This window comes from Rhizobium sp. 01N447_2, from assembly GCF_056399245.1.
The window spans coordinates 16943-40036 of record NZ_JBFTQY010000060.1; the positions used below are offsets into that span (position 1 = coordinate 16943).

A 23094-nucleotide genomic window follows, 5' to 3' on the forward strand; every position below is an offset into this window, starting at 1 on the left:
TTTACGGTTTGAGATCGAGCAGCGCCCGGCCGCTGCCGTCCATGGCGAAGGGCACCGAGGCGTGCTGATGGGCAACCAGCCAGCGGCCATCCTGCTTGACGAGGCCGAGGGTTTGGCGGAACCAGAGATCGACCGCAGCGCCATCGGTCTTGGTCCCTGTCATGCGCATGAGGCCGCTCCAGAAAGCGACATCTTCGCCAACCGTCAGCCTGGCATCGCGCACATCGCCGCCGATCGGGCCTTCCCAGGTATCGAACCAGGCCTGCAGGCCTGCCTCGTCCTTGCCGTAGTAGACAAGCGGCGGCGCCAGCGAAAACTCGACGGAATCCTCGGTCTCGTAGGAAAGCGCGTCCTTGGCGTTTTTTTCGCCCAGCGCCTTGGCGCGCATCATCAGCATGGCGATGATCGCCTCTTCCTCAATCCTGGCGTTCTCTTCGTCTTTCACGATCGTTCTCCTTCTCCGTTATGGACAGAGGACGAAGGGGAGGACGACGATCCGACATCAGCGATAGAACCGCTGCGCACTTTTGGAATTGCGTCAGAGATAACTCGTCACCGCCGGTTCGTTCCACCAGGCATCGTGCCTGCCATCGGCATAACGGACGGGCAGTGCTGCCAGTTCCTCGGGCGTGATATCGTCGAGGCAGGCGATGTTGATCGAGACATAAGCCCCGCCGATCGCTTCGACATAACCGTCACCATAGGCCGGCACACCGCAAGTACGGCAGAAGCGATGATGACCGCTCATGGTGTTGAACTGATAGTCGGACGTTTCCGCCTGGTCGCACATCAGCCGGAAATCCTCCGGCTTGACGTTGGCGCCCCAATAGCGCCGCTTGGCGCAGATCGAGCAATTGCAGCGGCCGGTGCCCTCCTCGAGGTCCATGTCCACCTCGTAGTGCACTTTGCCGCAATGGCAGCTTCCTCTGTAGGTTTTCTTCACGGCGCTCTCCTCCTTCGGCGTTGCGTTCGCTATCCTGATATGACAATATGTTGTCATTATGGATGAGATACAAAATCGACAACATGTTGTCAAACAAAATCGACCGGAGCGAACAATGGAGGGGGATGCCTTTTCCGCTTTCGCGATCACCGCCCTTCGCCTCGCCGGCCATCTGACGGCGGCAGGCGACCAGCTGGCAAAGCCGGCAGGACAGACGAGCGCGCGCTGGCAGGTGCTGGCGGCGGCACGACGCGGCGGCATGTCAGTGGCGCAGATCGCCCGCACACTCGGCCTCGCCCGCCAAGGCGTGCAGCGGCTCGCCGACGTGCTGGAGAGCGAAGGGCTGATCGCCTATGCCGACAACCCGCAGCACCAGCGCGCCAAGCTGGTGCGACTGACCGCAGAAGGGGCGGCGCGGCTCGGTGTCATCGAGATCGCGCAAGCCGGGTGGGCCGACGGACTGGGCGCCGCGTTCACGTCAGCGGAACTCGATGCCGCACGTGCGGTGATGGCGCGAGTCATGGACAGGCTGGAGGGTGGCGAGGTGCCAGGAAGTTGAGTATTCATGCTTCCGATGATGCGGCAAACATTCCTGCGGGCGAGCGGATAGAGCACAGCATCAACCGACCAGACACAAAAAAAGGCCGGGGTAACCCGACCTTCCCTGCTATCTCAACGAACCGTGCCAGTACATCCGTGGTCACGATCCGGAGATGATATTTAGAGCCTTGAAGGCTCAGGCCGCCTGGAGGCGGTCTGCCGACATCTTGCCGGACTTGTTGTCGCGGACGAGCTCGTAAGACAGCTTCTGGCCATCCTTGAGATCGCGCATGCCAGCGCGTTCAACGGCGGAGATGTGGACGAAAACGTCGGCTGCGCCGTCATCCGGCTGAATGAAGCCGAAGCCCTTGGTTGCGTTGAACCACTTTACGGTACCTGTGCTCATGACGATATCCTTTTCGAATCGTTCATAGAAGATTGCAGCTCGGAAAAATGCCAAGCGGCGATGAAAACCGATTTTGGAGGAAGTTCGCCAGGAACGACGCGAGGCCGTTTCAAAGTTCATCTAGCAAGATCGATGCGCGAACATGTAATCGGAAATTGTGTCCGTGACAAGGCCGCAGCAAGGGAAAGTCGAATTCAAATGGCGAGGGTGAAGTCGAATAATTCTTGAACGTCGTAGCGCCGCGGCAGGATGGAAAGGCGGCCTAAGCCGCCTTCCCCACCTTCGCATAGGGGTCGAACCGGCCATAAAACGTCTCGCCCTTGGCGGCCATGTCCTTCAGCAGCGGCGTCGGCTTGAAGTGACTTCCGTAAGCAGCGGCTAACTTTTCCGCCAATTCCACGAAAGCCTGCGCGCCCATCCCGTCGATATAGCTCAGCGCCCCGCCGGTATAGGGCGCGAAGCCAAAGCCCAGGATCGAACCGACATCCGCTTCGCGCGGATCGGTGACGATGCCTTCCTCCACCGTGCGTGCGGCTTCGAGCGCGATGGTGACGAGGAAACGCTGTTTCAGGACGTTGACGTCGACCTCATCCGCCTGCTTCTGCGGATAGAAGGTCTTGAGGTCGGGCCAGAGGGACTTCTTGGCCGGCTTCGGCGGATAGTCGTAGAAGCCCTTGGAATTCTTGCGGCCGAAACGGCCCTCCTTTTCCACCATGCGGGAGATGAGTTTCATATGCCTGAGGTCGATGGCTTTTTCGCCGAGATCGGCGACCGTCGCCTTGAGGATTTTCAGCGAGAGGTCGATGGCGACCTCGTCGTTGAGCGCCAGGGGACCGACCGGCATGCCGGCCATCTTGGCGGCATTCTCGATCATGACAGGCGGCACGCCCTCGATCAGCATGTCGTAGCTTTCCGACATGTAACGCAGCACGCAACGATTGACGAAGAAGCCGCGGGTGTCGTTGACGACGATCGGCGTCTTCCTGATGGCCGCGACATAGTCGAGAGCGACGGCCAGCGCCCTGTCGCCGGTGTCGCTTCCGAGGATGACCTCGGTCAGCATCATCTTCTCAACAGGCGAGAAGAAGTGGATGCCGATGAAATCGGCCGGGCGTTTCGAATTCCTGGCGAGACCTGAGATCGGCAGAGTCGAGGTATTGGAGGCGAAGATCGCGCCTTCGGGCAACACGGCTTCGACCGCCTCGATGACCGCTTTCTTCACCTCGCGATCCTCGAACACCGCCTCGATGACGAGATCGGCATTGGCGAGGTCGGCATAGTCTGCCGAGGGCGTGATGCGGGAGAGCAGTGCAGCCGCTTCGTCCTGCGTAAGACGTCCCTTACCGATCGAATCCTTGACCAGGCCTTCCGAGACGGTCTTGCCCTTGGTCGCCGCTTCGATGTCGCGGTCGATCAGCGTCACCGGAATGCCGGCGGCGGCGGTGACATAAGCGATCGAGGCGCCCATGAAGCCGGCGCCGACGACGCCTATATGTTTCAGCTCGGTCTTCGCGTGACCGGCCGGGCGGCGGGCGCCCTTGCCGAGCTCCTGCATGGAGATGAACAGCGAACGGATCATCGAGAAGGCTTCGCGGGTCTGCAGCACCTCGGTGAAATAACGCTGCTCGATCTTCAGGCCGGTATCGAACGGCACCTGCAAGCCTTCATAGACGCATTTCAGGATGGCAAGTGCTGCCGGATAATTGCCCGATGTTTCCCGGCGCAGGATCGCCGGAGCTGCCGGCCAGAGCTGGGCGGAAGCCGGCGTCCAGATGCCGCCGCCCGGCGCCTTGAAGCCCTTCTCGTCCCAGGGGGCGATCGGCTTCAGGCCATCCTTGATCATCTGCTTGGCGGCCGGGATGAGCAGATCCGGCTCGACCACCTGATGCACGAGGTTCATCGCCTTGGCGCGGGAGCCGGTCAACGACTGGCCCGTCGTCATCATCTGCAGCGCGTCCTGGGCGTTCGCCAGCCGTGGCACACGCTGCGTGCCGCCGGCGCCGGGGAAGATACCGACCTTCACCTCGGGCAGCGCGATCTTGATGCTCTTGGCATTGGAGGCGACGCGGCCGTGGCAGGCGAGCGACAGTTCGAAAGCGCCGCCCATGCAGGTGCCGTTGATGGCGGAAACCCAGGGCTTGCCGGACGTTTCGAGCTTGCGGAACAGGCCGCTCATGCGGCCAACCAGCCCGAAGAGGTTCTGCACCGCCGTCTCTGGGCTCTTTGCCTTCTCCTCCTGATAGGAACTGAACATCGACTTGATCATCGACAGATCGGCGCCGCCGGAGAAGGAGGACTTGCCCGAAGTGAAGACGACACCCTTGATGGCGGCATCAGCGGTCGTGGCGTCGATGATGGCGTCGAGTTCGGCCATCACCTCGGCGGTGAAGACGTTCATCGATTTGCCGGGCATGTCCCAGGTGACGAGAGCGATGCCGTCGGCGTCGGTTTCGAGCGTGAAATTGGTGTAGGTCATTGGGTTTCCTCCCCGATCAGGCCGGCAAATGGCTGCGCTGCGCGTCTAAGGTCTTCGTCTTTTCGGTGACGACATCGCCGGTATGCTTGGTCTGCGACGGCTCGAAAAGCACGATCCAGCATTCCTCCTCGGCAACAGGATTATGCTCGACACCCCTCGGCACGACATGAAAATCGCCACTCTTGAGATGCACATGCGGGCGGTCGCGATATTCGATGGTAAGCGCTCCCTTCCAGATGAGAAAAAGCTCGTCCTCGTCGCTGTGGGAATGCCAGGCGAGCTGGCCCTTAACCTTGGCGAGCTTGACGCTCTGGCCGTTGAGATCGGCGATGACGCGGGGCGACCAGTGCTCGGTGACCTCGGCATATTCGGTTTCGATCGTGCCGGTGTTGAAGCCCATCGTCAGACCCTTTCGATAACCGTTGCGGTGCCCATGCCGGCGCCGATGCAGAGCGTCACCAGCGCGGTGTTGAGATCGCGGCGTTCAAGTTCGTCGAGCACCGTGCCGAGGATCATCGCGCCGGTGGCGCCGAGCGGATGACCCATGGCGATGGCGCCGCCATTGACGTTGATCCTGTCGTGGTCGATGTCGAAGGCCTGCATGTAGCGCAGCACCACGGCAGCGAAGGCCTCGTTGAGTTCGAAGAGGTCGATGTCGGCTAGGTTCATGCCTGATCGTTTCAACAGCTTCTCGGTGACGTCGACAGGCCCGGTCAGCATCAGGGCCGGATCGGAGCCGATATTGGCGAAAGCCTTGATGCGGGCGCGCGGCTTTTTGCCCATGCTCTCACCGCCGGCTTTGGAGCCGAGCAGGACGACACTGGCGCCATCGACGATGCCGGAGGAATTGCCGGCATGGTGGACATAGTTGATGCGCTCGATCTCCGGATGGGCCTGGATGCCGACGGCCTCGAAGCCGCCCATCTCACCAGGCATCTGGAAGGACGGATTGAGGGAGGCGAGCGCCTGCATGTCGGTGCCGGGGCGCATGTGTTCATCCTTTGCCAGGATCGTCAGGCCGTTCTGGTCCTTGACCGGGATGACCGATTTGTCGAACCAGCCCTTTTCCCAGGCATGGGCGGCACGCTTCTGGCTCTCGACCGCGTAAGCGTCGACATCGGTTCTGCTGAAGCCGTATTTGGTGGCGATCAGATCGGCTGAGACGCCCTGCGGCATGAAATAGGCCGGGAAATTCACGGAAGGATCCATGAACCAGGCGCCGCCGGACATGCCGAGGCCGACGCGGGACATGCTTTCGACGCCGCCCGCGATGACGATGTCGTCGGCCCCTTGAGCGATCTTGCCGGCACCGAAATTGACAGCATCGAGGCCGGAGGCGCAGAAGCGGGAGATCTGCATGCCGGGCGCCTTGGTGGAGTAACCGGCTTCGAAGGCGGCGGCCTTGGGGATGACGGCGCCGGCATCCATGACCGGATCGACGCAGCCCATGATGATGTCGTCGACCGTGCCCGTGTCCAGCCCGTTGCGGTCGCGGATCGCCTCCAGCGTCTTTGCCGCGAGCCGGACGGAGGGCACCTCATGCAGGGCGCCGTCCTTCTTGCCGCGGCCGCGCGGCGTGCGCACGTGGTCGTAAATGAAAACCTCGGTCATTGTCTCATCTCCCTGACGGCAATCTATCTTGCCTCAAATCTTGGAAGGAGGAGATAAGACCCCTCCCCAGCCCTCCCCACAAGGGGGAGGGAGAACCGGCTCAAAACGCTTCGGCGGCCAGTTCCATCATCGTCTCGGCGCCGGCTTCGATGCGGGCCTTGCGAAGCGCGGTTTCCGGCATCAGGCGTTCCATGAAGAAGCGGGCGGTGACCAGCTTGTTCTTCAGATAATCCTCGCGGCCGGCATCGCCGGATGCAAGGCCGTCCTCGGCGGCTTTRGCCATCTTCGCCCACATATAGCCGAGAATGACGAGGCCGAAGAGGTGCATATAGTCGGTCGAGCCGGCGCCGGCATTGTCGGGCTTGGCCATGGCATTCTGCATGAACCACATGGTCGCGCCCTGGGCATCGTTCAAGCCCTTCTTCAGATGCTTGGTGAAGAAGGAGAGCTTTTCGTTGCTGCGGTTCTCCTCGCAGAAATCACCGATCTCCTTGAAGAGGGCCATGGCGGCGCGGCCGCCGTTCAAGGCGAGCTTGCGGCCGACGAGATCGAGCGCCTGAATGCCGTTGGCGCCTTCATAGATCATGGCGATGCGAGCATCGCGCACATACTGGCTCATGCCGTGTTCTTCGATATAGCCGTGGCCACCGAAGACCTGCTGGGCCATGACGGCGTGATCGAAGCCCTTGTCGGTCATCACGCCCTTGAGGATCGGGGTGACGAGGCCGAGAATATCGTCGGCCGTCTGGCGCTCCTTCTCGTCGGTGGCGCGGTGGGCGATATCAGACTTGAGCGCGGTCCAGAGCAGGAAGGCGCGGCCGCCCTCGTTGAAAGCGCGGATGGTCATCAGCGTGCGGCGAATGTCCGGATGGACGATGATCGGATCGGCCTTCTTGTCCGGCGCCTTGGGGCCGGACAGCGAACGTCCCTGGATGCGATCGCGGGCATAGCTGGCGGCGTTCTGATAGGCGATCTCGGAAATGGCGATGCCCTGCAGGCCGACCATCAGGCGGGCCTCGTTCATCATCACGAACATGGCGTTGAGGCCGCGGTTTTCGGCGCCGATCAGGAAGCCGGTCGCCTCGTCGTAATTCATGACGCAGGTGGCGTTGGCGTGGATGCCCATCTTGTGCTCGATGGCGCCGCAGGAGACAGCGTTGCGGGCGCCCGGTGCGCCGTCCTTGCCGACGAGGAATTTCGGAACGATGAAGAGCGAGATGCCCTTGGTGCCCTCAGGCGCACCCTCGATACGGGCCAGCACCAGATGGATGATATTGTCGGTCAGGTCGTGCTCGCCGGCGGAGATGAAGATCTTCTGGCCGGAGATCTTGTAGCTGCCGTCAGCCTGCGGCACCGCCTTGGTGCGCAGCATGCCGAGATCGGTGCCGCAATGCGGCTCGGTCAGGTTCATGGTGCCTGACCACGTGCCGTCCACCATCTTCGGCAGATAGGTGGCCTTCTGCTCGTCGGAGCCGTGGACGAGGAGTGCCGCGATCGCGCCCTGCGTCAGGCCCGGATACATCATCAGCGACATGTTGGCCGCCGAGGTATATTCGCCGACGGCGGTATGCAGCGTATAGGGGAGCCCCTGGCCGCCGAATTCCTCCGGCACCGCAAGGCCGATCCAGCCGCCTTCGCGATAGGCTTTATAGGCTTCCTTGAAACCCTTCGGCGTCGAGACGCTCGCATCGTCGTGGCGCGTGCAGCCTTCCTGATCGCCGGAATAGTTCAATGGAAAGAGAGCTTCCTCGGCAACCCTTCCGGCCTCGCCAAGGATCGCTTCGATCATATCGGGGGTCGCGTCGGCAAAACCCGGCAGATTGTTGTAGCGTTCGAGGCCCAGCACGTCGTTCAGGACGAAGAGCGTATCGTTCACCGGGGCCTTGTAGACTGGCATCTCTCAAATTCCTCCCATTCGACTGACCGGATTGCTCCGGCCTCGGGCACTGTCTTACAAAATATTGACGTTTGCGTAAACGTCAAATTTTGCACCTTGGCCGTCTTTTCATGAAAAATTCGAACGCGCGAATCCGTTGGGCGCTCAAGCGCCGAAAGGAAGAGACGCCATCTCATCTTCCTTGTCCATCGCAGAACGGCGTATAAACGGAAGCGTCGTTCAAGCCGCCATCGGGCAATGTTTCAGGAGGGCCRCATAATCAGTTTCGAAGCGATAAGGCAGCGTGCGGAGGAACGAAAGGGCGGAGCGGCCGCGTTGCAGGCCTTGCTGGAGAATCATCGACCGGATCACGAGCGGCTGCGCGCCGTGCCCGACGATCGCATCCTGGCAGACATGACCCGGCGCATCTTCTACAGTGGTTTCGTCCAGAAGGTGATCGACAGCAAGTGGCCAGGTTTCGAGGCAGCGTTTTCCGGTTTTGATCCGGCGATGCTGAATATTGCGCCCGACGACTATTGGCACGCCCTCACCTCGGATGAGCGGATCATCCGCAACGGCGCCAAGATCATGTCGGTTCGGGCCAATGCCGCCTTCATCAGGGAATTGGCGAAGGAATATGGCAGCGCCGGCGTCTTCTTCGCCGACTGGCCTGGGGATGACCAGATCGGCCTTCTCGACCTTTTGAGCAAACGCGGCAACCGGCTCGGCGGCATGACTGGACAATATTTCCTGCGCGGCATCGGCCGCGACAGCTTCATCGCGACGATCGACGTGCTCGCCTGCCTCCGATCGGCCGGCGTGCCGCTCTCCTCCTCCGGCACGACGAAGAAGGACCAGCAGCTGATCCAGCAGGCCTTCAATGACTGGGCGGAGGAAACGGGCCTTTCCTTCATCCATCTCTCGCGCATCAGCGCCTATTCGATCGATTCAGCACACTGAAATTCCGGCCGGGTGGTGGCGCCGGCCGTTCGGACTTCCTACGTCTTTGCGACGATCCATCGAGGAATAGATCATGATCGATTTTCCCTATGAGAGCGCGCTGATTGTCGGCGCGGGCTCCGGCATCAGCGCATCGCTTGCCCGGCAATTGTCGGCGCAGGGCGTCAAGGTCGGGCTCGCCGCCCGCAATATCGAGAAACTGCAAGGCCTCATCGAGGAGACCGGCGCCAGTGCCTTTACCGCCGATGTCTCGCAACCTGCGAGCGTCGCAGCACTCTTCGAAGCCGCGGCCGCTGCGATCGGCGGGCCTGACGTGGTGATCTTCAATGCCAGCGCCCGTCAGCGCGGCCCGCTTGCCGAACTCGACCCCGCCGATGTCGAGAAGGCGATTGCGACCACCGCTTTCGGCGGTTTCCTGGTGGTGCAGCAGGCGGCGCGGCGGATGATCCCGCGCGGCCGCGGCGCCATCCTCATGACAGGCGCGTCGGCAAGCGTGAAGGGCTTTGCGCAATCGGCACCCTTCGCGATGGGCAAGTTCGCGCTGCGTGGCCTTGCCCAGAGTGCTGCCCGCGAACTCGGGCCGATGGGCATCCATGTCGCGCATTTCGTCATCGACGGCGCGGTGCGCTCGCAGACCCGGCCGGACCGGGTGGAGAAGCCGGATGGCACGCTGCTGCCGGATTCGATCGCCCAGACTTATATCGACGTGCTTCGCCAGCACCGCAGCGCATGGTCGCTGGAGGTGGAAGTCCGGCCCTGGACGGAAAGCTTCTGAGCTTCAGTTCTAGATTAAACAATCAGAGTATGATGTCGTCCGAAAACCGCTCACACTTTTCGGCATCATGCTCTGGCGGCGGCATACTGCCACGGCGAGGCAACTTTCGCGGCGACGTCAAACAGATTATGTTCATTCTCGGAGTTGGCCGGGAGGACACTGATGCCGCGTCTGGACCATGTCACCATCGAGACCCGCGATGCGCCCGGGATGATCGGCTTCCTGGAGACCGTGCTCGGCGTTAGCGAGGGCTATCGGCCGCCCTTCGCCTCGCCCGGCCATTGGCTCTATCTCGACGAGCGCCCGGTCATCCATCTCAGCCTGACATCGCGCAGCACCGATTTTCCGCCCGGCATCTTCAACCATGTCGCCTTCAGTCTTTACGAATTCGGGCCGGCGCTGGAACGCATCAAGGCGACCGGCTATCGCTACGAATATTACGATATTCCCGACACCGATCTCGGCCAGGTCTTCGTCTACGGACCCGAAGGCGTGAAAATCGAGCTGCAATATCCCAGGCCCGCCTGAGCGCGCGAGTGGCCATTCGATGTGACGCGTTCAACGGCAATTGCCGCCAAAAACGGCGTTTTGAACACAAACGTTAAAAAATTCCCATCGGCATTAACGGCTTGTTTACCACGTTTCGTGAAAGGTGCGGATTGAGCAGTAGCGATCCGCATTCCTTTTCCCAGTCTCGCGTTCCTTAAGGATGCCGCTACATCGTTCAGCTTGAGGAAAGTCTAATTGACTATCGTCTTATGAATGGTGCGCTCCGGTCCGCGTAAAGAGGCGGGCAGCAGACGGAAAAGCCAAAGATCGAGCTCTGACGAGAGGTCGAACAGTCGAAGCGAGCAAGAACATGAACGGATCGCGATCAAATCCTTCCCGACAGTCCGACAGGACCTCGCTCGATGCGCTGAACCGCACGATCGAAGGGCTGGAGGCACGCATCGAAGGGCTGATGGGCAGCGGGCGCGAACAGCGGCCGCGCACGGCAACGGCCGAGCGCGATGCTTATGCCGGCTCCCATGCTCCCCGGCCTGCAAAGGCCCCGCCCGAGCCGCGGCCCGATCCGCTCGCCGAAATCCGTCAACGCCAGCGCGCGCTCGAAGCCAGCCGCGAACGGCCCTACGCACGCGAACAGGCCCCGCAGCTTCGCGAACCTGTGCCGCGCGCCGCCGCTCCAGTGCCGGCGCCGGCCTTGCGCGCCGGCGACGATACGATGACGGAGATTGCCCAGGCCCTCGTCAACCTGCGGCAGGACCTGAAGCGCGACATTTCCGAGGGCGTTACCCGTGAGATGAACGCGCTGCGCGCCGAGCTGCGCGAGATCAAGACAAATGCTGGCGACGGCCGTTTCGCCGACGACATGCGCGCCGATATGGGCCGCCTTGCCCAGAGCATCACCCAACTGACCGGCCGCTCCGCCGCGCCGGAGGCCACCGGCCTTCGCGAGGATTTCGAGGAGCTGCGCTCGCTGATGGACGGACTGGCGCGCGAGGATTCGCTGCGCCATATGGAAAACCGCTGGGACGGTTTCGAGAACCGGCTTGCGGCGCTCGATACCGAAGGGCTGCAGGAAGAGCTCGTTTCGCTTGCCTATCGGCTCGACGACATCAAGCGCCATATCGGCGGCATGGGCGAAAGCCCGGCGGTTCGGGCGCTGGAAGACAAGCTCATCTCCATCGCCACGGCGATGGAGCACTTCGGCAACATGATCCAGCCGCACGACCGGGTGATGTCCGAACAGTTCGCCGCCATGGACATCCGGCTCGACGAGATCAGCCGGGCGATCGCGGCAAGCGGGCGCACGGCCACTGCGAATGATCCGGGCCTGATGCAGCGGCTGGAAAACCGGCTGGAGGCGCTGGCCGATCAGATCGACCTGATGAGCCATGATGCGGCCAGCCGCGTGAACCCGGCCGACGAGCTGGCGATGCGGCTGGAGGCGCTGACGGGACGCGTCGAGGAGATGACGAAGGCGGAAGCGACGTCGCGGCTCGACGAACGGCTGGAACATCTTTCCTATCTGCTGGAGCGCACGCAGGAGACGGCACCGCAGCCCGACCTCACCGGCACGCTTTCCGACATTTCCCGCAAGATCGACGCGCTTGAGAATGGCGCCGTCAACGACGTGCTGGCGCAGCGGCTCGACCATCTCGCCCGGCGCATCGACGAGATGGCCTATCAGCAGCAGGCGCCGGCGCCCGCCGCGGTAGCCGACGACAGCGCCTTCCTGCGTCTCGAAGGACGGCTGAGCGACATTGCCGCCCGCCTGGAGGAAAGCACATMGGCAGCGCCGACCGATCCGCGCGCGCTGAAGAACCTCGAAGACCAGATCGCCAATCTGTCGGCGCTGATGAGCGCGCCGCGCGAGAGCGCTGCGATACCCCCCGAATTCGACCAGCGCATGGGCGCGATCGAAGACTATATGGCGACGAGCGACGAATATATCATCGAGGCCGCACGCCAGGCGGCAGAGGCTGTCGTCGAAGCCTATTCGCGTCATGGCGGCCCGCAGGGTGTCATGCCCGCCGCCGACATGTCGGCGCTGACGGCGCTGGCCGAGGATCTGCGCCACCTCGAGGATCTCAGCCGCGACAGCGAGGAACGCACGCACAAGACTTTCCAGGCGCTGCACGAGACGCTGGTGCATATCGCCGACCGCCTCGACGGCATGGAAGATCGCGGCCGGCCGCTCGCCCAGATGCCGGTCGCCGACGTCGATTTCGATGTCGATCCCTATGCGCTGATGGTGGCCGAAGCCGAGATGGCCCGGACGCCAGCCGCTGCCCCGACAGCGAAGGCTTCTCCTGTTATCCGCACGGCCGAGGTCGCAACAGAGCCTGCCGCCCCGGCACAAGCCACCGCCATGAGCGGAACGAGCGCGATCGCCATCGAAGCCGCGACCAGGACGACGGAGGCTGCGACAGCGGCACGGACACAGGTCCCGGCGAAGGCCAGCCTGCTCGCCAGCCTCGGCAAGCGGCTGCTGCCCGGCAAGAAAGCCGAGAGCCGGGCGACCGAACGTCCGATGATCGATCCCGCGCCGTCGATCGATCCCACCGACGTGGTGCCAACGGATGCGGCAAACGAACTGCTCGAGCCAGGCTCGGGCGCACCTGACGTAAAGAAGATCCTTGAACGGGTTCGCGCCAGCCAGAGTGCGGCGCGCGGCAAACCTGCCGGTGAAACCGATCGCGCCGATTATATCGCTGCTGCGCGCCGTGCGGCGCAGGCGGCCGCGATGGAGGTGGATGCCAATCCGAAGCAGGCAGCCGGCAAGGCCGAGAAGAAGGGCGCGAATGCCGACAAGGCCGGCAAGGCTTCTGACAAGACCGACAAGACCAGCGCCTTTTCGCGCTACCGGCGGCCGATCCTGCTGGCGGTCGGCGCCGTGCTGCTCGCCATCATGGCCTTTCCGCTCGCCCGAACGCTGACGAGCGGCGAGCGCGCGCCGCAGCCGCCAGCGGAAGTCTCGGCGCTGACGGGTGCTGCGGAAAACCCGGCGCCGGCCTTGCCCGAAGCAACACCTGCCCAGCCGGATGCCGCCGCTCTCGGAACGACCGCTCCGTCAGCGGAAGCTGTACCGCCCGCCGCCGAACAGGCGCAGCCGGAAGCAACCCCGCCGGTCGCCGGCGACCATCTGACCGATATGGTGCCGCTCGACGGCGAAGGGGCAGCGACCTTTGCCCCTCCCGCTCCGTCCGGCGCAGCGCAGGAGACATCGGGCTTCGTTCCCGCACCCGCACCGCAGGCCGCCATCACCATTCCAGACACCGTCCAGCCGAAATCGCTTGCCGATGCGGCGAGCGGCGGCGATGCGCTGGCGCTGTTCGAAATCGGCGCGCGTTATTCCGACGGCCGCAACGGCATGACGGTCGATCAGAAGCAGGCGGCGAGCTGGTACCAGCTTTCGGCCGACAAAGGCTTTGCGCCGGCAGAATACCGGCTCGGCAGCATGTACGAGAAGGGCAACGGCGTCGAACGCGACATCGCCAAAGCGAAGAGTTTTTACGAGCAGGCGGCAAACCAGGGCAATGCCAGCGCCATGCACAATCTCGCCGTCCTCTACGCCTCCGGCGCGCTTGGCCAGCAGGATTATGCAACGGCCGCCTCGTGGTTCACCAAGGCAGCGAACCTCGGCATCACCGACAGCCAGTTCAACCTGGCGATCCTCTGCGCACGCGGCAACGGGGTTCCGGAGGATCTCGAAGAGTCCTACAAATGGTTTGCGATTGCCGCCAAGGCCGGCGACAAGGATGCGGCGCAGAAGCGCGACGAAGTGGCCAAAGCCATGAAGCCCGACCAGCTCGAACGGGCGCGCGCCAAGGCCGATCTCTGGAAGCCGGAGCCGGTCGACCACCGCACGAACACCATCGACATTCCCGACGAATGGGCCGGCACCGGCGCGAAGACGGCGACCGTCGACATGAAGAAGGCAGTCCGCAACATCCAGGCGATCCTCAACAATAACGGCTTCGACGCCGGAGTTCCGGACGGCGAAATGGGTGCGAAGACCGTGGGCGCGATCAAAAACTTCCAGAAGTCCGTCGGCCAGGAGCCGGACGGCAAGGTGACCGACGCGACCGTGAAGGCGCTGCTAGAACGTAACAAGCAGGGCAGCAAGGCGATCTGAGGCGCGTCGCATCGACGCGGGATCGTCTCGACTCTTTGTTCCGGGCAATGAAAAACGCCTGGCGGCACTATGCCGCAAGGCTTTTTCCAATTTTACCGCAGTCTGTCACAAAACCTGAAAAAAGCCGGATTATGCCCGGACATATCGATCCGCGCATCCGGCGAATCCTCTGCCACCGATCTCTCCGCCAATCTCTATGGCTAATCACGGGGCCGATCGAAAGCCTCTGGCAACGATTTCACAGTATGGTGCGCATTCGAACGGGGACGTGACAAGAAACCGCCCGGCAGGAGCGGTCATCATTCGGGGTCGGCTGTGACAATCTATCTGCCCATCGCAGAATTGTCGGTGAACATTTTCATCATTCTCGGCATGGGGGCGGCCGTCGGATTCCTGTCTGGAATGTTCGGCGTCGGCGGCGGCTTTCTGATCACGCCGCTGTTGATCTTCTATAACATTCCGCCTGTCGTCGCAGTCGCGACCGGCRCCAACCAGGTTGTGGCATCGTCGATATCGGGCGCGATCACGCATTTCCGGCGCGGCTCGCTCGACGTCAAGCTCGGCACGGTGCTGCTGGTCGGCGGTCTTACGGGTGCGACGGTCGGCATCTGGATCTTCTCGCTGCTGCGCGCCATCGGCCAGCTCGATCTCATCATCTCGCTGATGTATGTCGTCTTCCTCGGCACCGTCGGCGGACTGATGCTGCTCGAAAGCATCAATGCCATGCGGCGAGCAGCGCGCAACGAGCCGCCCGCACCGCGCAAGCCCGGCCACCAGCACTGGGTGCACAAGCTGCCGCTGAAGGTGCGTTTCAAGAAATCGAAGATCTATCTCAGTGTCATTCCAATCGTCGCACTCGGCTTTGCGATCGGCATCCTTACCTCGATCATGGGTGTCGGCGGCGGCTTCATCATGGTGCCGGCGATGATCTACCTGCTGCGCATCCCGACCAATGTCGTCGTCGGCACCTCGCTGTTCCAGATCATCTTTGTGACCGCTTATACGACGATCGTGCAGGCGGCGACGAACTTCTCCGTCGACATCGTGCTCGCCTTCATCCTGATGGTGGCGGGTGTCATCGGCGCGCAATATGGCGTGCGCGTCGGCCAGAAGCTGCGCGGCGAGCAGCTGCGCGCCTTGCTCGGCCTGCTGGTGCTCGCCGTCGGCCTGCGTCTGGCGATCGCGCTGGTGGTGGCGCCGGCCGACGTCTATTCGGTGGTGATGGGAGCGGGCAACTGATGCGCCTGGTTGCTTTCGTCATCGCGTTGCTTTGCCTGCTGCCGGCCTCTGCCGGAGCGCAATGGCTGCCAGGGCAGGCAACGGAGGCGGTGCGTGAAGGGTTGGAAATCGGCACGTCGACCAGCGAAATCGCCATCACCTCGGATTTCCACGGCGCGGATCTGACCATCTTCGGGGCGCTCTCGAACACCGACCAGTTGCTGCTCGCCGTCGGCCAATATGACGTGGTCGTGGTGCTGGAAGGCCCGCGCGAGGATGCGACGGTGCGCAAGAAGGAACGCGTCTTCGGCATCTGGGTGAACACCCGCTCGATGACCTTCGAAGCGGTGCCGCATTCCTATTCGATGTCGAGTTCACGGATGATCGACGACATCGTGACGCCGCTTGACCTGACCGATCAGGGGATCGGCATCGACCACATTCCGCTGACGCCGGTCGGCTTCGTCGGCGACGGCAGCAATCTCGGCGAATTCCGCGACGCCTTTCGGCGGCTGCAGCAGGGTGGCGGGCTCTATGACCGCAACCCCAGCGGCGTGCGGTTCGTTTCCTCCAACCTCTTCAAGGCGAGCCTGCGCTTGCCGGCGAACATTCCGAACGGCGTGCACAGCGTGCGCGCCTATCTCTTCAAGAGCGGTCTTTTCGTGACCGAGAAATCGCTGCCGCTGCGGGTCATCAAGACCGGCATCGAGCAGACGATCACCGATGCGGCGCATGATCAGCCGATCCTCTACGGCTGCGCGGCCGTGCTGCTCGCCGTGATCACCGGCTGGGGTGCCAGCCTGATCTTCCGCAAGGACTGATCCGCCGCCAAGGCGCGACGCTCCATTTCCTCTGTTTATTTCTTCTATCGATTTGGGTCGGGCGTCGCCCCCGCTGTGCGGGAGCTGCTACGCGGATGTCTTGGCGGCAGCTCATCCATGCCTCCCCAAAAAAACCGCTTGCATTTTGCTATCAGTCGAACTAGTTTTCAACCAGTTGCTAAACGCAATCGGTCTTATCTTGATTGGCAATTCAGAAGGAGGATGGAAATGAGGAAGCTTGTTGTCTGGAACCTGATGACGCTCGATGGTTATTTCGAAGGCACGAAGCCGTGGGATATCGACTTTCACAATCTCGCCTGGGGGCCTGAATTGCAGCGCTATGCCGAACAGTTCGGGAGGGAAAGCGATCTGCTGGTCTTCGGCCGCAAAACCTATGAGGGCATGGCCTCCTACTGGCCGACCGCCGAGGGCGAAGGCGAGATCAAAGCCTATATGAACGGCATCGCCAAGATCGCCGTGTCGCGGACGATGACCGAGCCCGGCTGGAACAATGCCCGCGTCGTCAGAGATCCGATCCCCGAATTGACGCGGCTGAAGCAGGAGGACGGCAAGACGATCTTCATCTTCGGCAGCGCCGAGCTTGCCGATAGCCTGCTGAAAGCGGGGCTTATCGACGAAGTCAGGGTTTGCCTGGTGCCGGTGATCCTCGGYGGCGGCAATCCGCTTTTCAAACAGGCAGAGGGCCAGCTGCCGCTGAAGCTCATCGAATCCTCGACGACGGAGGGCGGCGCGGTGATCCTGCGCTACGAGCCCGTCAAGGCTTAGGAGCGCTCACCCGTGAGATTTTGATGCGATGCCGTCCGGTGATCAGGCCAGGGTATCCATCCCTGGTCGCATAAGAGAGCAGCCTGAGAAGTTCGCATTCGACTAAAAACCGGTTTTTAACATTTACGAGTTAGTAATCTCTCGGAAACGAGAGGTTTTGTTATGCGTACTCGTATCGTTCTGACGGCCGTGGGTCTCGCGCTGCTTGCCGGCTGCGCGACGGCGCCGAAGCAGACGAGGAACATCTGTGCCGTCTTCGACGAGCGCGACGGGCTCTTCTCCAGCTGGCAGAGTGCCGCCGAGCGGACGGAGAAGAAATACGGCGTGCCCGTGCCGATCCTGATGGCGACGATGTATACCGAATCCGGCTTCCAGCCCTATGCGCGGCCGCCGCGCACCAAGCTGTTCGGCTTCATTCCCTGGACCCGACCGTCGACGGCCTACGGCTATTCGCAGGCGCTCGACGGAACCTGGGATCACTATCAGTCGCAGACGGGCAACTGGACCGCGCGGCGGGCGAACTTCGCCGACGCGATCGATTTCATCGGCTGGTATCACTACCAGAACAGCGTGGAGACCGGCATTCCGCTGAACGATGCCTATAATCTCTATCTTGCCTATTATTCCGGGCCGACGGGGTACAAACGCGGCGACTGGCGTTCGAACGGGCAGTTGCAGCAGACGGCGCAGAAGTTTGCGCGGATGGCCGGGACGTATCAGCGGCAGTTGCAGGAGTGTGATTGAGTTTAGGTGGTGCCGTCCTAATATGAAGGGCACTACCCCCTCAAGTTCCCATATCTGACCGAATAAATCCGATCTCGCCCCAACAGATGCGCCACCAGCGAAGCCTTGTCGAACAGGCCCTTCATCGCCTGATGGCCGAGATCCAGACCGCCGCTCATGACGCCGAAAGCCGGCATCAGCAGGCGGGCGCCGTCGGTGGCAAAGCACGGGCGGCGGACGGATTTCTCGCGGCGGCGCACGGTCGCCGACGGGTGCAGGTGGCCGGCGATTTCGCCGCTCTGCAAACCGTTCTTCGGCTCGTGCCGGAAGGTCAGGCCGGCATAATGCATCTCGTCGGCGGAAGCGCCCGGCAGATCGACGATGCCATCCGGATCATGGTTGCCATTGATCCAGATCCATTCGCGGCCGCGGGCCATATTGACGATCAGCGTGCGGAAATTCTCCGGCAGATGTTTCGAACCGATGCGGTCGTGGAAATTGTCGCCGAGCGAGATGACGAGCTTCGGATCATAACGCGAGATGACGGCGGCAAGGACGGTCAGCGTCGCCAGCGTATCGTAAGGCGGCAGCATCATGCCGCGGCGCGCGAAGGCCGCACCCTTTTCCAGATGCAGGTCGGAGACGACGAGCAGGCCGGTATCGGGCAGATAGAGGGCGCCAAGCGGATCGCAGACGGCGGCGACGCCATGGACCGATGTCTCGATGCCTGGTATCGCGGCCAGTCCTGAAATGTCGCGCGCCAGCGCCAGGCGGTTCATCACTCTCTTATTCCCAAATACGTCAGTCAGGCCCAATTTTTCATCAGGCGAGTGCTTCGGCGATCAGATCATCCGCCGCTTCGGCGAGCAGTGCGTCATGGGCCTCGCCCGGCACCGCCTCGCGTCCGATTTCCAGCATCACCGGCACGGCGAGCGGGGAAATATGGTCGAGGGCGCGGTGGGTGATGTGGCCCCTGATTCGTCTCAGCATATCGCCAAGACGGCCAATATCCAAAAGTCCCGTCGCTGCATCCTGCCGCGTCGCCTGCAGGAGGATGTGATCCGGTTCGTGGCTGCGCAGCACGTCGTAGATCAGATCGGCGGAGACGGTGATCTGGCGACCGCTCTTTTCCTTGCCGGGATGGCGGCGCTCGATCAAGCCGGCAATCACGGCGCAATTGCGGAAGGTGCGCTTCAACAGGAAGGATTCGTCCAGCCAGGCTTCGAGGTCGTCGCCGAGCATGTCTTCGTCGAAAAGGTCGGAGAGGCTGAGCCGGCCATTGCGGATCATCAGCCCCATATCCTCGAGGCCCCAGATAGCAAGCGAATAATCGGTGGCGACGAAGCCGAGCGGCTTGGCGCCTACCCGCTCCAGCCGGCGGGTCAGCAGCATGCCGAGCGTCTGGTGGGCGAGACGGCCTTCGAAGGGATAGGCGACCATGTAGCCGCGGCTGCCGCGCGGAAAGGTTTCGATCAGGAACTCGTCGCGCTTCGGCAGCATCGACTTGTCGTTCTGCAGCGACAGCCAGTCGCGCACCTGGTCCGGCAGGCGGCGCCAGCGATCGGGATCGGCAATCATCGCCCGCACCTGCTCGGCGAGATAGGTCGACAGCGGGAACTTGCCGCCATTATAGGAGGGGATCTTCGGATCGAGTGAAAAGGCCTGCGAGGCGAGGCACTCGTTTTCGCGGATGCCCTCGAAGCGCAGCACCTTGCCGGAAAAGAGGAAAGTATCGCCCGGCGACATTTGCTCGAGGAAATATTCCTCGACCTTGCCGAGGGTGGCGCCGCCGCGGCCGATCCTGCCGCCCTCGCCGCGCTTGACCATGCGGATATTCAGCATCGGGCTTTCGACGATGGTGCCGAGGTTGAGGCGGTATTGCTGGGCGACCGCAGGATTGGAGACGCGCCAGCGGCCCTCCTGGGTCTTGCGGATGCGAGCGTAACGCTCATAGGTGCGGAGCGCATAACCGCCGGTCGCGACGAAATCGACGATGCGCTCGAAGGTCTCCCAGCTGAGATCGGCATAGGGCGAGGCGCTGGTGACTTCATCGTAAAGTTCCAGCATGTCGAAAGGTTCGGCGCAGGCCATGCCGAGCACATGCTGGGCGAGCACGTCGAGCGCGCCGCGGCCGACCGGTGGGGTGTCCTGCGCGCCGATATAATTGGCGTCGAGGGCGGCCTGACACTCCATGACCTCGAAACGGTTGGCGGGAACCAGGATCGCCTTCGAGGGCTCGTCCATGCTGTGGTTGGCGCGGCCAATGCGCTGGGCAAGACGCGAGGCGCCCTTCGGCGCACCGACATGGATGACGAGATCGACATCGCCCCAGTCGATGCCGAGATCGAGGGTGGAGGTGGCAACGACGGCGCGCAGCCGGTTTTCGGCCATCGCCGCCTCGACCTTGCGGCGCTGGGCGACATCGAGGGAGCCGTGGTGGAGCGCGATCGGCAGGTTGTCGTCATTGATCGTCCAGAGCGCCTGGAAAAGCATTTCGGCCTGGCTGCGGGTGTTGACGAAGAGCAGCGTCGTGCGGTGTTCGACAAGCTGGCGGTATACATCCGGAATGGCATACCGGGCGGAATGGCCGGACCAGGGAATGCGCTCTTCGGTCGACAGGATCGAGATATCCGGCTTGGCGCCGCCTTCGACGACAACGAGGCCGGCATGATGTTCGCTACCCTCTTCCTGGCCGACCAGCCATTTCTGCAGATCCATGGGTTCGGCGACGGTCGCCGACAGGCCGATGGTCTGGAGGCCGGGGGCAAGGCGGCGCAGGCGGGCAAGGCCGAGCGAAAGCATGTGGCCGCGCTTGGAGGTGACCAGTGAATGCAGCTCGTCGAGGACGATATATTTCAGGTCCTTGAAGAAGCGCTCGGCCTCGCGGTTCGCCAGCAGCAGGGCGACTTGTTCCGGCGTCGTCAGCAGAATATCCGGCGGGCTGAGTTTCTGGCGCTGGCGCTTGGCGTTCGGCGTGTCGCCGGTGCGATTTTCGACGGTGACCGGCAGGCCCATCTCTTCGACAGGCTTCATCAGATTGCGCTCGATATCGATGGCAAGCGCCTTCAGCGGCGAGACATAGAGCGTATGGATGCCGGTGAAGGCGGAGCCCGGCGGGATCTTGCCGCGGCGGGTGAGGTCGGTGAGCGACGGCAGAAACCCGGCGAGCGTCTTGCCGGCGCCGGTCGGCGCAATCAGCAGCGTGCTTTCGCCGGCCTCGGCGCGGGCGAGCAGTTCCAACTGATGGGCGCGCGGCCGCCAGCCCTTTTCCGCAAACCAGCGGGTAAAGGCAGTGGGAAGCAGGGCACGGGCTTCGGAATCGATCTGGTCCACGCCCTGAAACTAGTGAAAACCCGGGGAAAGAGAAGAGCGGCCAAAGCATGTCGCGCAAAAAGTGTGCAGCGGTTTTGCGATAACGACATGCGTAAAAACAAAGAGCTAAAGCGCGAGGAGCGAATCTGAAAGATCGCGACGCGCTTTAGCAATTCACATGGCGATATAGCGGTCCTTACGGTGGTTGATGGCAATCGTCAGGTTGAGAACGATCGCACCGAGCACGGAGMAGGCGATGATGAAGGGGCTTGCGACGAAGAAGGACAGCGCCAGGATGATGCCGTCGAAGCCGAGCTGGACGAAGCCGGCGCGCCAGCCGAAGCGATCCTGGATATAGAGGGCGAGAATGCCGATGCCGCCGAGGCTGGCGCGGTGGCGAAAGAGCGCCAGCATGCCGGCGCCGATGACGAGGCCGCCGAAGAGCGCACCGGCGATAGGATCGACATGCGCCATGCTGATGAAGCCCGAGACGAATTCGGACAGGACCGACGTCAGCGCGATGGCGGCGAAGGTCTTGATGGTGAAGGCGAGGCCCAAGCGGCGGAAGGCGAGATAATAGAAGGGCAGGTTCACGACGAAGAAACAGAGGCCGAAGCTCAGGCCGGTCGCGTAATGGGCGAGGAAGGCAAGGCCCGCCGTGCCGCCGGCAAGCAGCCCCGCGCCGGAGAGAAGCGTTACGCCGAGCACTGCGAGCATGCTGCCGGCGACGATGCCCTGGGCGTCGTCCAGCAGCGAGTGACGATCGGCGCTGGAATTCAGAAGGCCTGCGAAAGCGTTGGATGCCATGATGTTCCCCTGTCGGCTTTTCCGTCTTCTATCCGGGGTCAGGATAAAGGCAAGTGGCAAGCAGCAAGGACGCCTCTTGACTTCAGGCATAATCATGGATATTTTTTATCCACGAATTGAGGAGGCCAGGTGCATGAAGATGGGCGATGGGGTCGAGCAGGCCATTCACAGCGTTGCGATGCTTTCCGGCCTCTCCGAAGGCGGCGTGCTATCGGCGGCCGCGCTGGCGGAATTCCACGGCGTCTCGACGAGTTATCTGCTGAAGCATCTGCAGGCCCTGTCGGGCGCCGGCATCCTCGATACCGTACCGGGGCCGAAGGGCGGATATCGGCTGGCAAAGGCGGCGAAGGAAATTTCGCTGCTCGACATCGTGCTTGCGGTCGAAGGGCCGGCGCCCGCCTTCCGCTGCGCCGAGATCCGCCAGCGCGGACCGAACCCGGTCTCCGATCGCTTCTTCGCCTCGCCCTGCAACATCAGCGCGGCGATGCTCAGAGCCGAACGGGTCTATCGGGCAGAACTTGCCAAGACGAGCGTTGCCGATCTCGGCATCGAGCTGAACGCTCTCGACGACGGATCGATCGCAGCTAGAGGCYGCGCTTTCCTTGAAATCCATGAACGCAAGACGGCTCGTTGAGCCACCAACAAAAGGAGAAAGACTATGCAACCACGTTTCAACTTCGCCAAAGCCGCTCCCGATGCCTACAAGGCGGTCGCCGCGCTCGAGCAATATGTCCAGTCCTCCGGGCTGGAGCGCCGCTTCATCCACCTGATCAAGCTGCGCGCCTCGCAGATCAATGGCTGCGCCTATTGCGTCGACATGCATGTGAAGGAAGCCCGCCATGATGGGCTCTCCGAACAATGGATCAACCTGATGTGCGTCTGGCGGGAATCGCCGGTCTATGACGCCCGGGAACGGGCGCTGCTCGGCTGGGTGGATTCGGTGACCAATATCGCCAAAACAGGCGCGCCTGATGCCGACTACGAGACGCTGAAGGCGCATTTTTCCGAAGAGGAAATGACGAAGATTACGGTGGCGATCGGCGCGATCAACATCTGGAACCGGCTTGCCGTCGGCTTCCGCTCACAGCATCCGCTCGATGCGGTAACGAAGGCCGCCTGATCGATATCCGCGTACCGAGAATTCATCCTGGCAACCGACCCGAAAATCTCGGGTCGGTCGAATATCGGATCACTCGTGATC

21 protein-coding genes are annotated in these 23094 nt (G+C 62.5%); 11 read left to right on the forward strand and 10 right to left on the reverse strand.

Annotated features, from left to right (window positions below; all coding sequences use genetic code 11):
• Position 1: 1 nt before the first annotated feature.
• Positions 2-445, reverse strand: coding sequence for a YybH family protein (locus AC1ECN_RS29225; RefSeq protein ID WP_130671910.1), 444 nt, complete (start codon positions 443-445; stop codon positions 2-4).
• Positions 446-538: 93 nt separating this feature from the next.
• A complete protein-coding gene (locus tag AC1ECN_RS29230; protein WP_130671909.1) occupies positions 539-943 on the reverse strand; it encodes a GFA family protein in 405 nt (134 codons plus the stop codon).
• Positions 944-1001: 58 nt separating this feature from the next.
• Here AC1ECN_RS29230 and AC1ECN_RS29235 point away from each other — a divergent pair, with 58 nt between their 5' ends.
• Entirely contained in the window at positions 1002-1502 is a 501-nt protein-coding gene (locus tag AC1ECN_RS29235) for a MarR family winged helix-turn-helix transcriptional regulator (protein ID WP_130671908.1), read from the forward strand.
• Positions 1503-1679: 177 nt separating this feature from the next.
• Here the strand turns inward: AC1ECN_RS29235 and AC1ECN_RS29240 are convergent, their stop codons facing one another.
• From AC1ECN_RS29240 to AC1ECN_RS29260, 5 genes are all read right to left on the reverse strand, one after another.
• The gene (locus tag AC1ECN_RS29240) at positions 1680-1889 is read right to left on the reverse strand and encodes a cold-shock protein (protein WP_003545273.1); all 210 of its coding nucleotides are present in this window, start codon (positions 1887-1889) and stop codon (positions 1680-1682) included.
• A 262-nt stretch (positions 1890-2151) separates the two neighbouring features.
• A complete protein-coding gene (locus tag AC1ECN_RS29245; protein WP_477954910.1) occupies positions 2152-4365 on the reverse strand; it encodes a 3-hydroxyacyl-CoA dehydrogenase NAD-binding domain-containing protein in 2214 nt (737 codons plus the stop codon).
• Between the two features lie 16 nt (positions 4366-4381).
• Positions 4382-4765 (reverse strand): cupin domain-containing protein, encoded by a 384-nt coding sequence (locus AC1ECN_RS29250; protein ID WP_130671906.1) that lies wholly within the window; start codon positions 4763-4765, stop codon positions 4382-4384.
• A 2-nt stretch (positions 4766-4767) separates the two neighbouring features.
• Complete coding sequence (locus AC1ECN_RS29255; RefSeq protein ID WP_018483921.1) at positions 4768-5976, reverse strand: acetyl-CoA C-acetyltransferase; 1209 nt, start codon at positions 5974-5976, stop codon at positions 4768-4770.
• Between the two features lie 100 nt (positions 5977-6076).
• Entirely contained in the window at positions 6077-7873 is a 1797-nt protein-coding gene (locus tag AC1ECN_RS29260; protein WP_130671905.1) for an acyl-CoA dehydrogenase C-terminal domain-containing protein, read from the reverse strand.
• Positions 7874-8128: 255 nt separating this feature from the next.
• Here AC1ECN_RS29260 and AC1ECN_RS29265 point away from each other — a divergent pair, with 255 nt between their 5' ends.
• The 8 genes from AC1ECN_RS29265 (at position 8129) to AC1ECN_RS29300 (ending at position 17795) form a co-directional block, all read left to right on the forward strand.
• A complete protein-coding gene (locus tag AC1ECN_RS29265; protein WP_024321012.1) occupies positions 8129-8812 on the forward strand; it encodes a DNA-3-methyladenine glycosylase I in 684 nt (227 codons plus the stop codon).
• 73 nt (positions 8813-8885) lie between these two features.
• Complete coding sequence (locus AC1ECN_RS29270; RefSeq protein ID WP_130671904.1) at positions 8886-9587, forward strand: SDR family NAD(P)-dependent oxidoreductase; 702 nt, start codon at positions 8886-8888, stop codon at positions 9585-9587.
• Between the two features lie 162 nt (positions 9588-9749).
• On the forward strand, positions 9750-10115 hold the full coding sequence (locus tag AC1ECN_RS29275; protein ID WP_018483925.1) for a VOC family protein: 366 nt from the start codon (positions 9750-9752) through the stop codon (positions 10113-10115).
• 331 nt (positions 10116-10446) lie between these two features.
• Positions 10447-14226 carry a peptidoglycan-binding protein gene (locus AC1ECN_RS29280; RefSeq protein ID WP_477954913.1) on the forward strand — a complete coding sequence of 1260 codons (3780 nt, stop codon included), beginning with the start codon at positions 10447-10449 and terminating at the stop codon, positions 14224-14226.
• Between the two features lie 315 nt (positions 14227-14541).
• Positions 14542-15465 (forward strand): sulfite exporter TauE/SafE family protein, encoded by a 924-nt coding sequence (locus tag AC1ECN_RS29285; protein WP_477954915.1) that lies wholly within the window; start codon positions 14542-14544, stop codon positions 15463-15465.
• Positions 15465-16265 carry a TIGR02186 family protein gene (locus AC1ECN_RS29290; RefSeq protein WP_018483928.1) on the forward strand — a complete coding sequence of 267 codons (801 nt, stop codon included), beginning with the start codon at positions 15465-15467 and terminating at the stop codon, positions 16263-16265. The genes AC1ECN_RS29285 and AC1ECN_RS29290 overlap by 1 nt, the downstream gene beginning before the upstream one ends.
• A gap of 228 nt (positions 16266-16493) precedes the next feature.
• Complete coding sequence (locus AC1ECN_RS29295) at positions 16494-17051, forward strand: dihydrofolate reductase family protein (RefSeq protein WP_130671902.1); 558 nt, start codon at positions 16494-16496, stop codon at positions 17049-17051.
• Between the two features lie 162 nt (positions 17052-17213).
• The gene (locus AC1ECN_RS29300) at positions 17214-17795 is read left to right on the forward strand and encodes a transglycosylase SLT domain-containing protein (RefSeq protein WP_003545252.1); all 582 of its coding nucleotides are present in this window, start codon (positions 17214-17216) and stop codon (positions 17793-17795) included.
• Between the two features lie 32 nt (positions 17796-17827).
• Here the strand turns inward: AC1ECN_RS29300 and pdeM are convergent, their stop codons facing one another.
• From pdeM to AC1ECN_RS29315, 3 genes are all read right to left on the reverse strand, one after another.
• A complete protein-coding gene (pdeM, locus tag AC1ECN_RS29305; protein ID WP_032982906.1) occupies positions 17828-18553 on the reverse strand; it encodes a ligase-associated DNA damage response endonuclease PdeM in 726 nt (241 codons plus the stop codon).
• A 43-nt stretch (positions 18554-18596) separates the two neighbouring features.
• Positions 18597-21107 (reverse strand): ligase-associated DNA damage response DEXH box helicase, encoded by a 2511-nt coding sequence (locus AC1ECN_RS29310; protein ID WP_130671901.1) that lies wholly within the window; start codon positions 21105-21107, stop codon positions 18597-18599.
• 153 nt (positions 21108-21260) lie between these two features.
• Entirely contained in the window at positions 21261-21893 is a 633-nt protein-coding gene (locus AC1ECN_RS29315) for a YitT family protein (protein ID WP_477954918.1), read from the reverse strand.
• Positions 21894-22026: 133 nt separating this feature from the next.
• Between AC1ECN_RS29315 and AC1ECN_RS29320 the strand changes: the two genes are divergently transcribed.
• Positions 22027-22527, forward strand: coding sequence for an RrF2 family transcriptional regulator (locus tag AC1ECN_RS29320; RefSeq protein ID WP_477954919.1), 501 nt, complete (start codon positions 22027-22029; stop codon positions 22525-22527).
• Between the two features lie 24 nt (positions 22528-22551).
• The gene (locus AC1ECN_RS29325; protein WP_018483934.1) at positions 22552-23013 is read left to right on the forward strand and encodes a carboxymuconolactone decarboxylase family protein; all 462 of its coding nucleotides are present in this window, start codon (positions 22552-22554) and stop codon (positions 23011-23013) included.
• The last annotated feature ends 81 nt before the right edge of the window (positions 23014-23094 follow it).

What these genes read in the sequence shown, in the direction of transcription:
- AC1ECN_RS29275 (WP_018483925.1), top strand. Translation starts at nt 9,750, where the DNA reads ATGCCGCGTCTGGACCATGTCACCATCGAGACCCGCGATGCGCCCGGG.
- AC1ECN_RS29235 (WP_130671908.1), top strand. Translation starts at nt 1,002, where the DNA reads ATGGATGAGATACAAAATCGACAACATGTTGTCAAACAAAATCGACCG.
- AC1ECN_RS29325 (WP_018483934.1), top strand. Translation starts at nt 22,552, where the DNA reads ATGCAACCACGTTTCAACTTCGCCAAAGCCGCTCCCGATGCCTACAAG.
- AC1ECN_RS29250 (WP_130671906.1), bottom strand. Translation starts at nt 4,765, where the DNA reads ATGGGCTTCAACACCGGCACGATCGAAACCGAATATGCCGAGGTCACC.
- pdeM (WP_032982906.1), bottom strand. Translation starts at nt 18,553, where the DNA reads ATGAACCGCCTGGCGCTGGCGCGCGACATTTCAGGACTGGCCGCGATA.
- AC1ECN_RS29300 (WP_003545252.1), top strand. Translation starts at nt 17,214, where the DNA reads ATGCGTACTCGTATCGTTCTGACGGCCGTGGGTCTCGCGCTGCTTGCC.
- AC1ECN_RS29240 (WP_003545273.1), bottom strand. Translation starts at nt 1,889, where the DNA reads ATGAGCACAGGTACCGTAAAGTGGTTCAACGCAACCAAGGGCTTCGGC.
- AC1ECN_RS29245 (WP_477954910.1), bottom strand. Translation starts at nt 4,365, where the DNA reads ATGACCTACACCAATTTCACGCTCGAAACCGACGCCGACGGCATCGCT.
- AC1ECN_RS29290 (WP_018483928.1), top strand. Translation starts at nt 15,465, where the DNA reads ATGCGCCTGGTTGCTTTCGTCATCGCGTTGCTTTGCCTGCTGCCGGCC.
- AC1ECN_RS29270 (WP_130671904.1), top strand. Translation starts at nt 8,886, where the DNA reads ATGATCGATTTTCCCTATGAGAGCGCGCTGATTGTCGGCGCGGGCTCC.
- AC1ECN_RS29255 (WP_018483921.1), bottom strand. Translation starts at nt 5,976, where the DNA reads ATGACCGAGGTTTTCATTTACGACCACGTGCGCACGCCGCGCGGCCGC.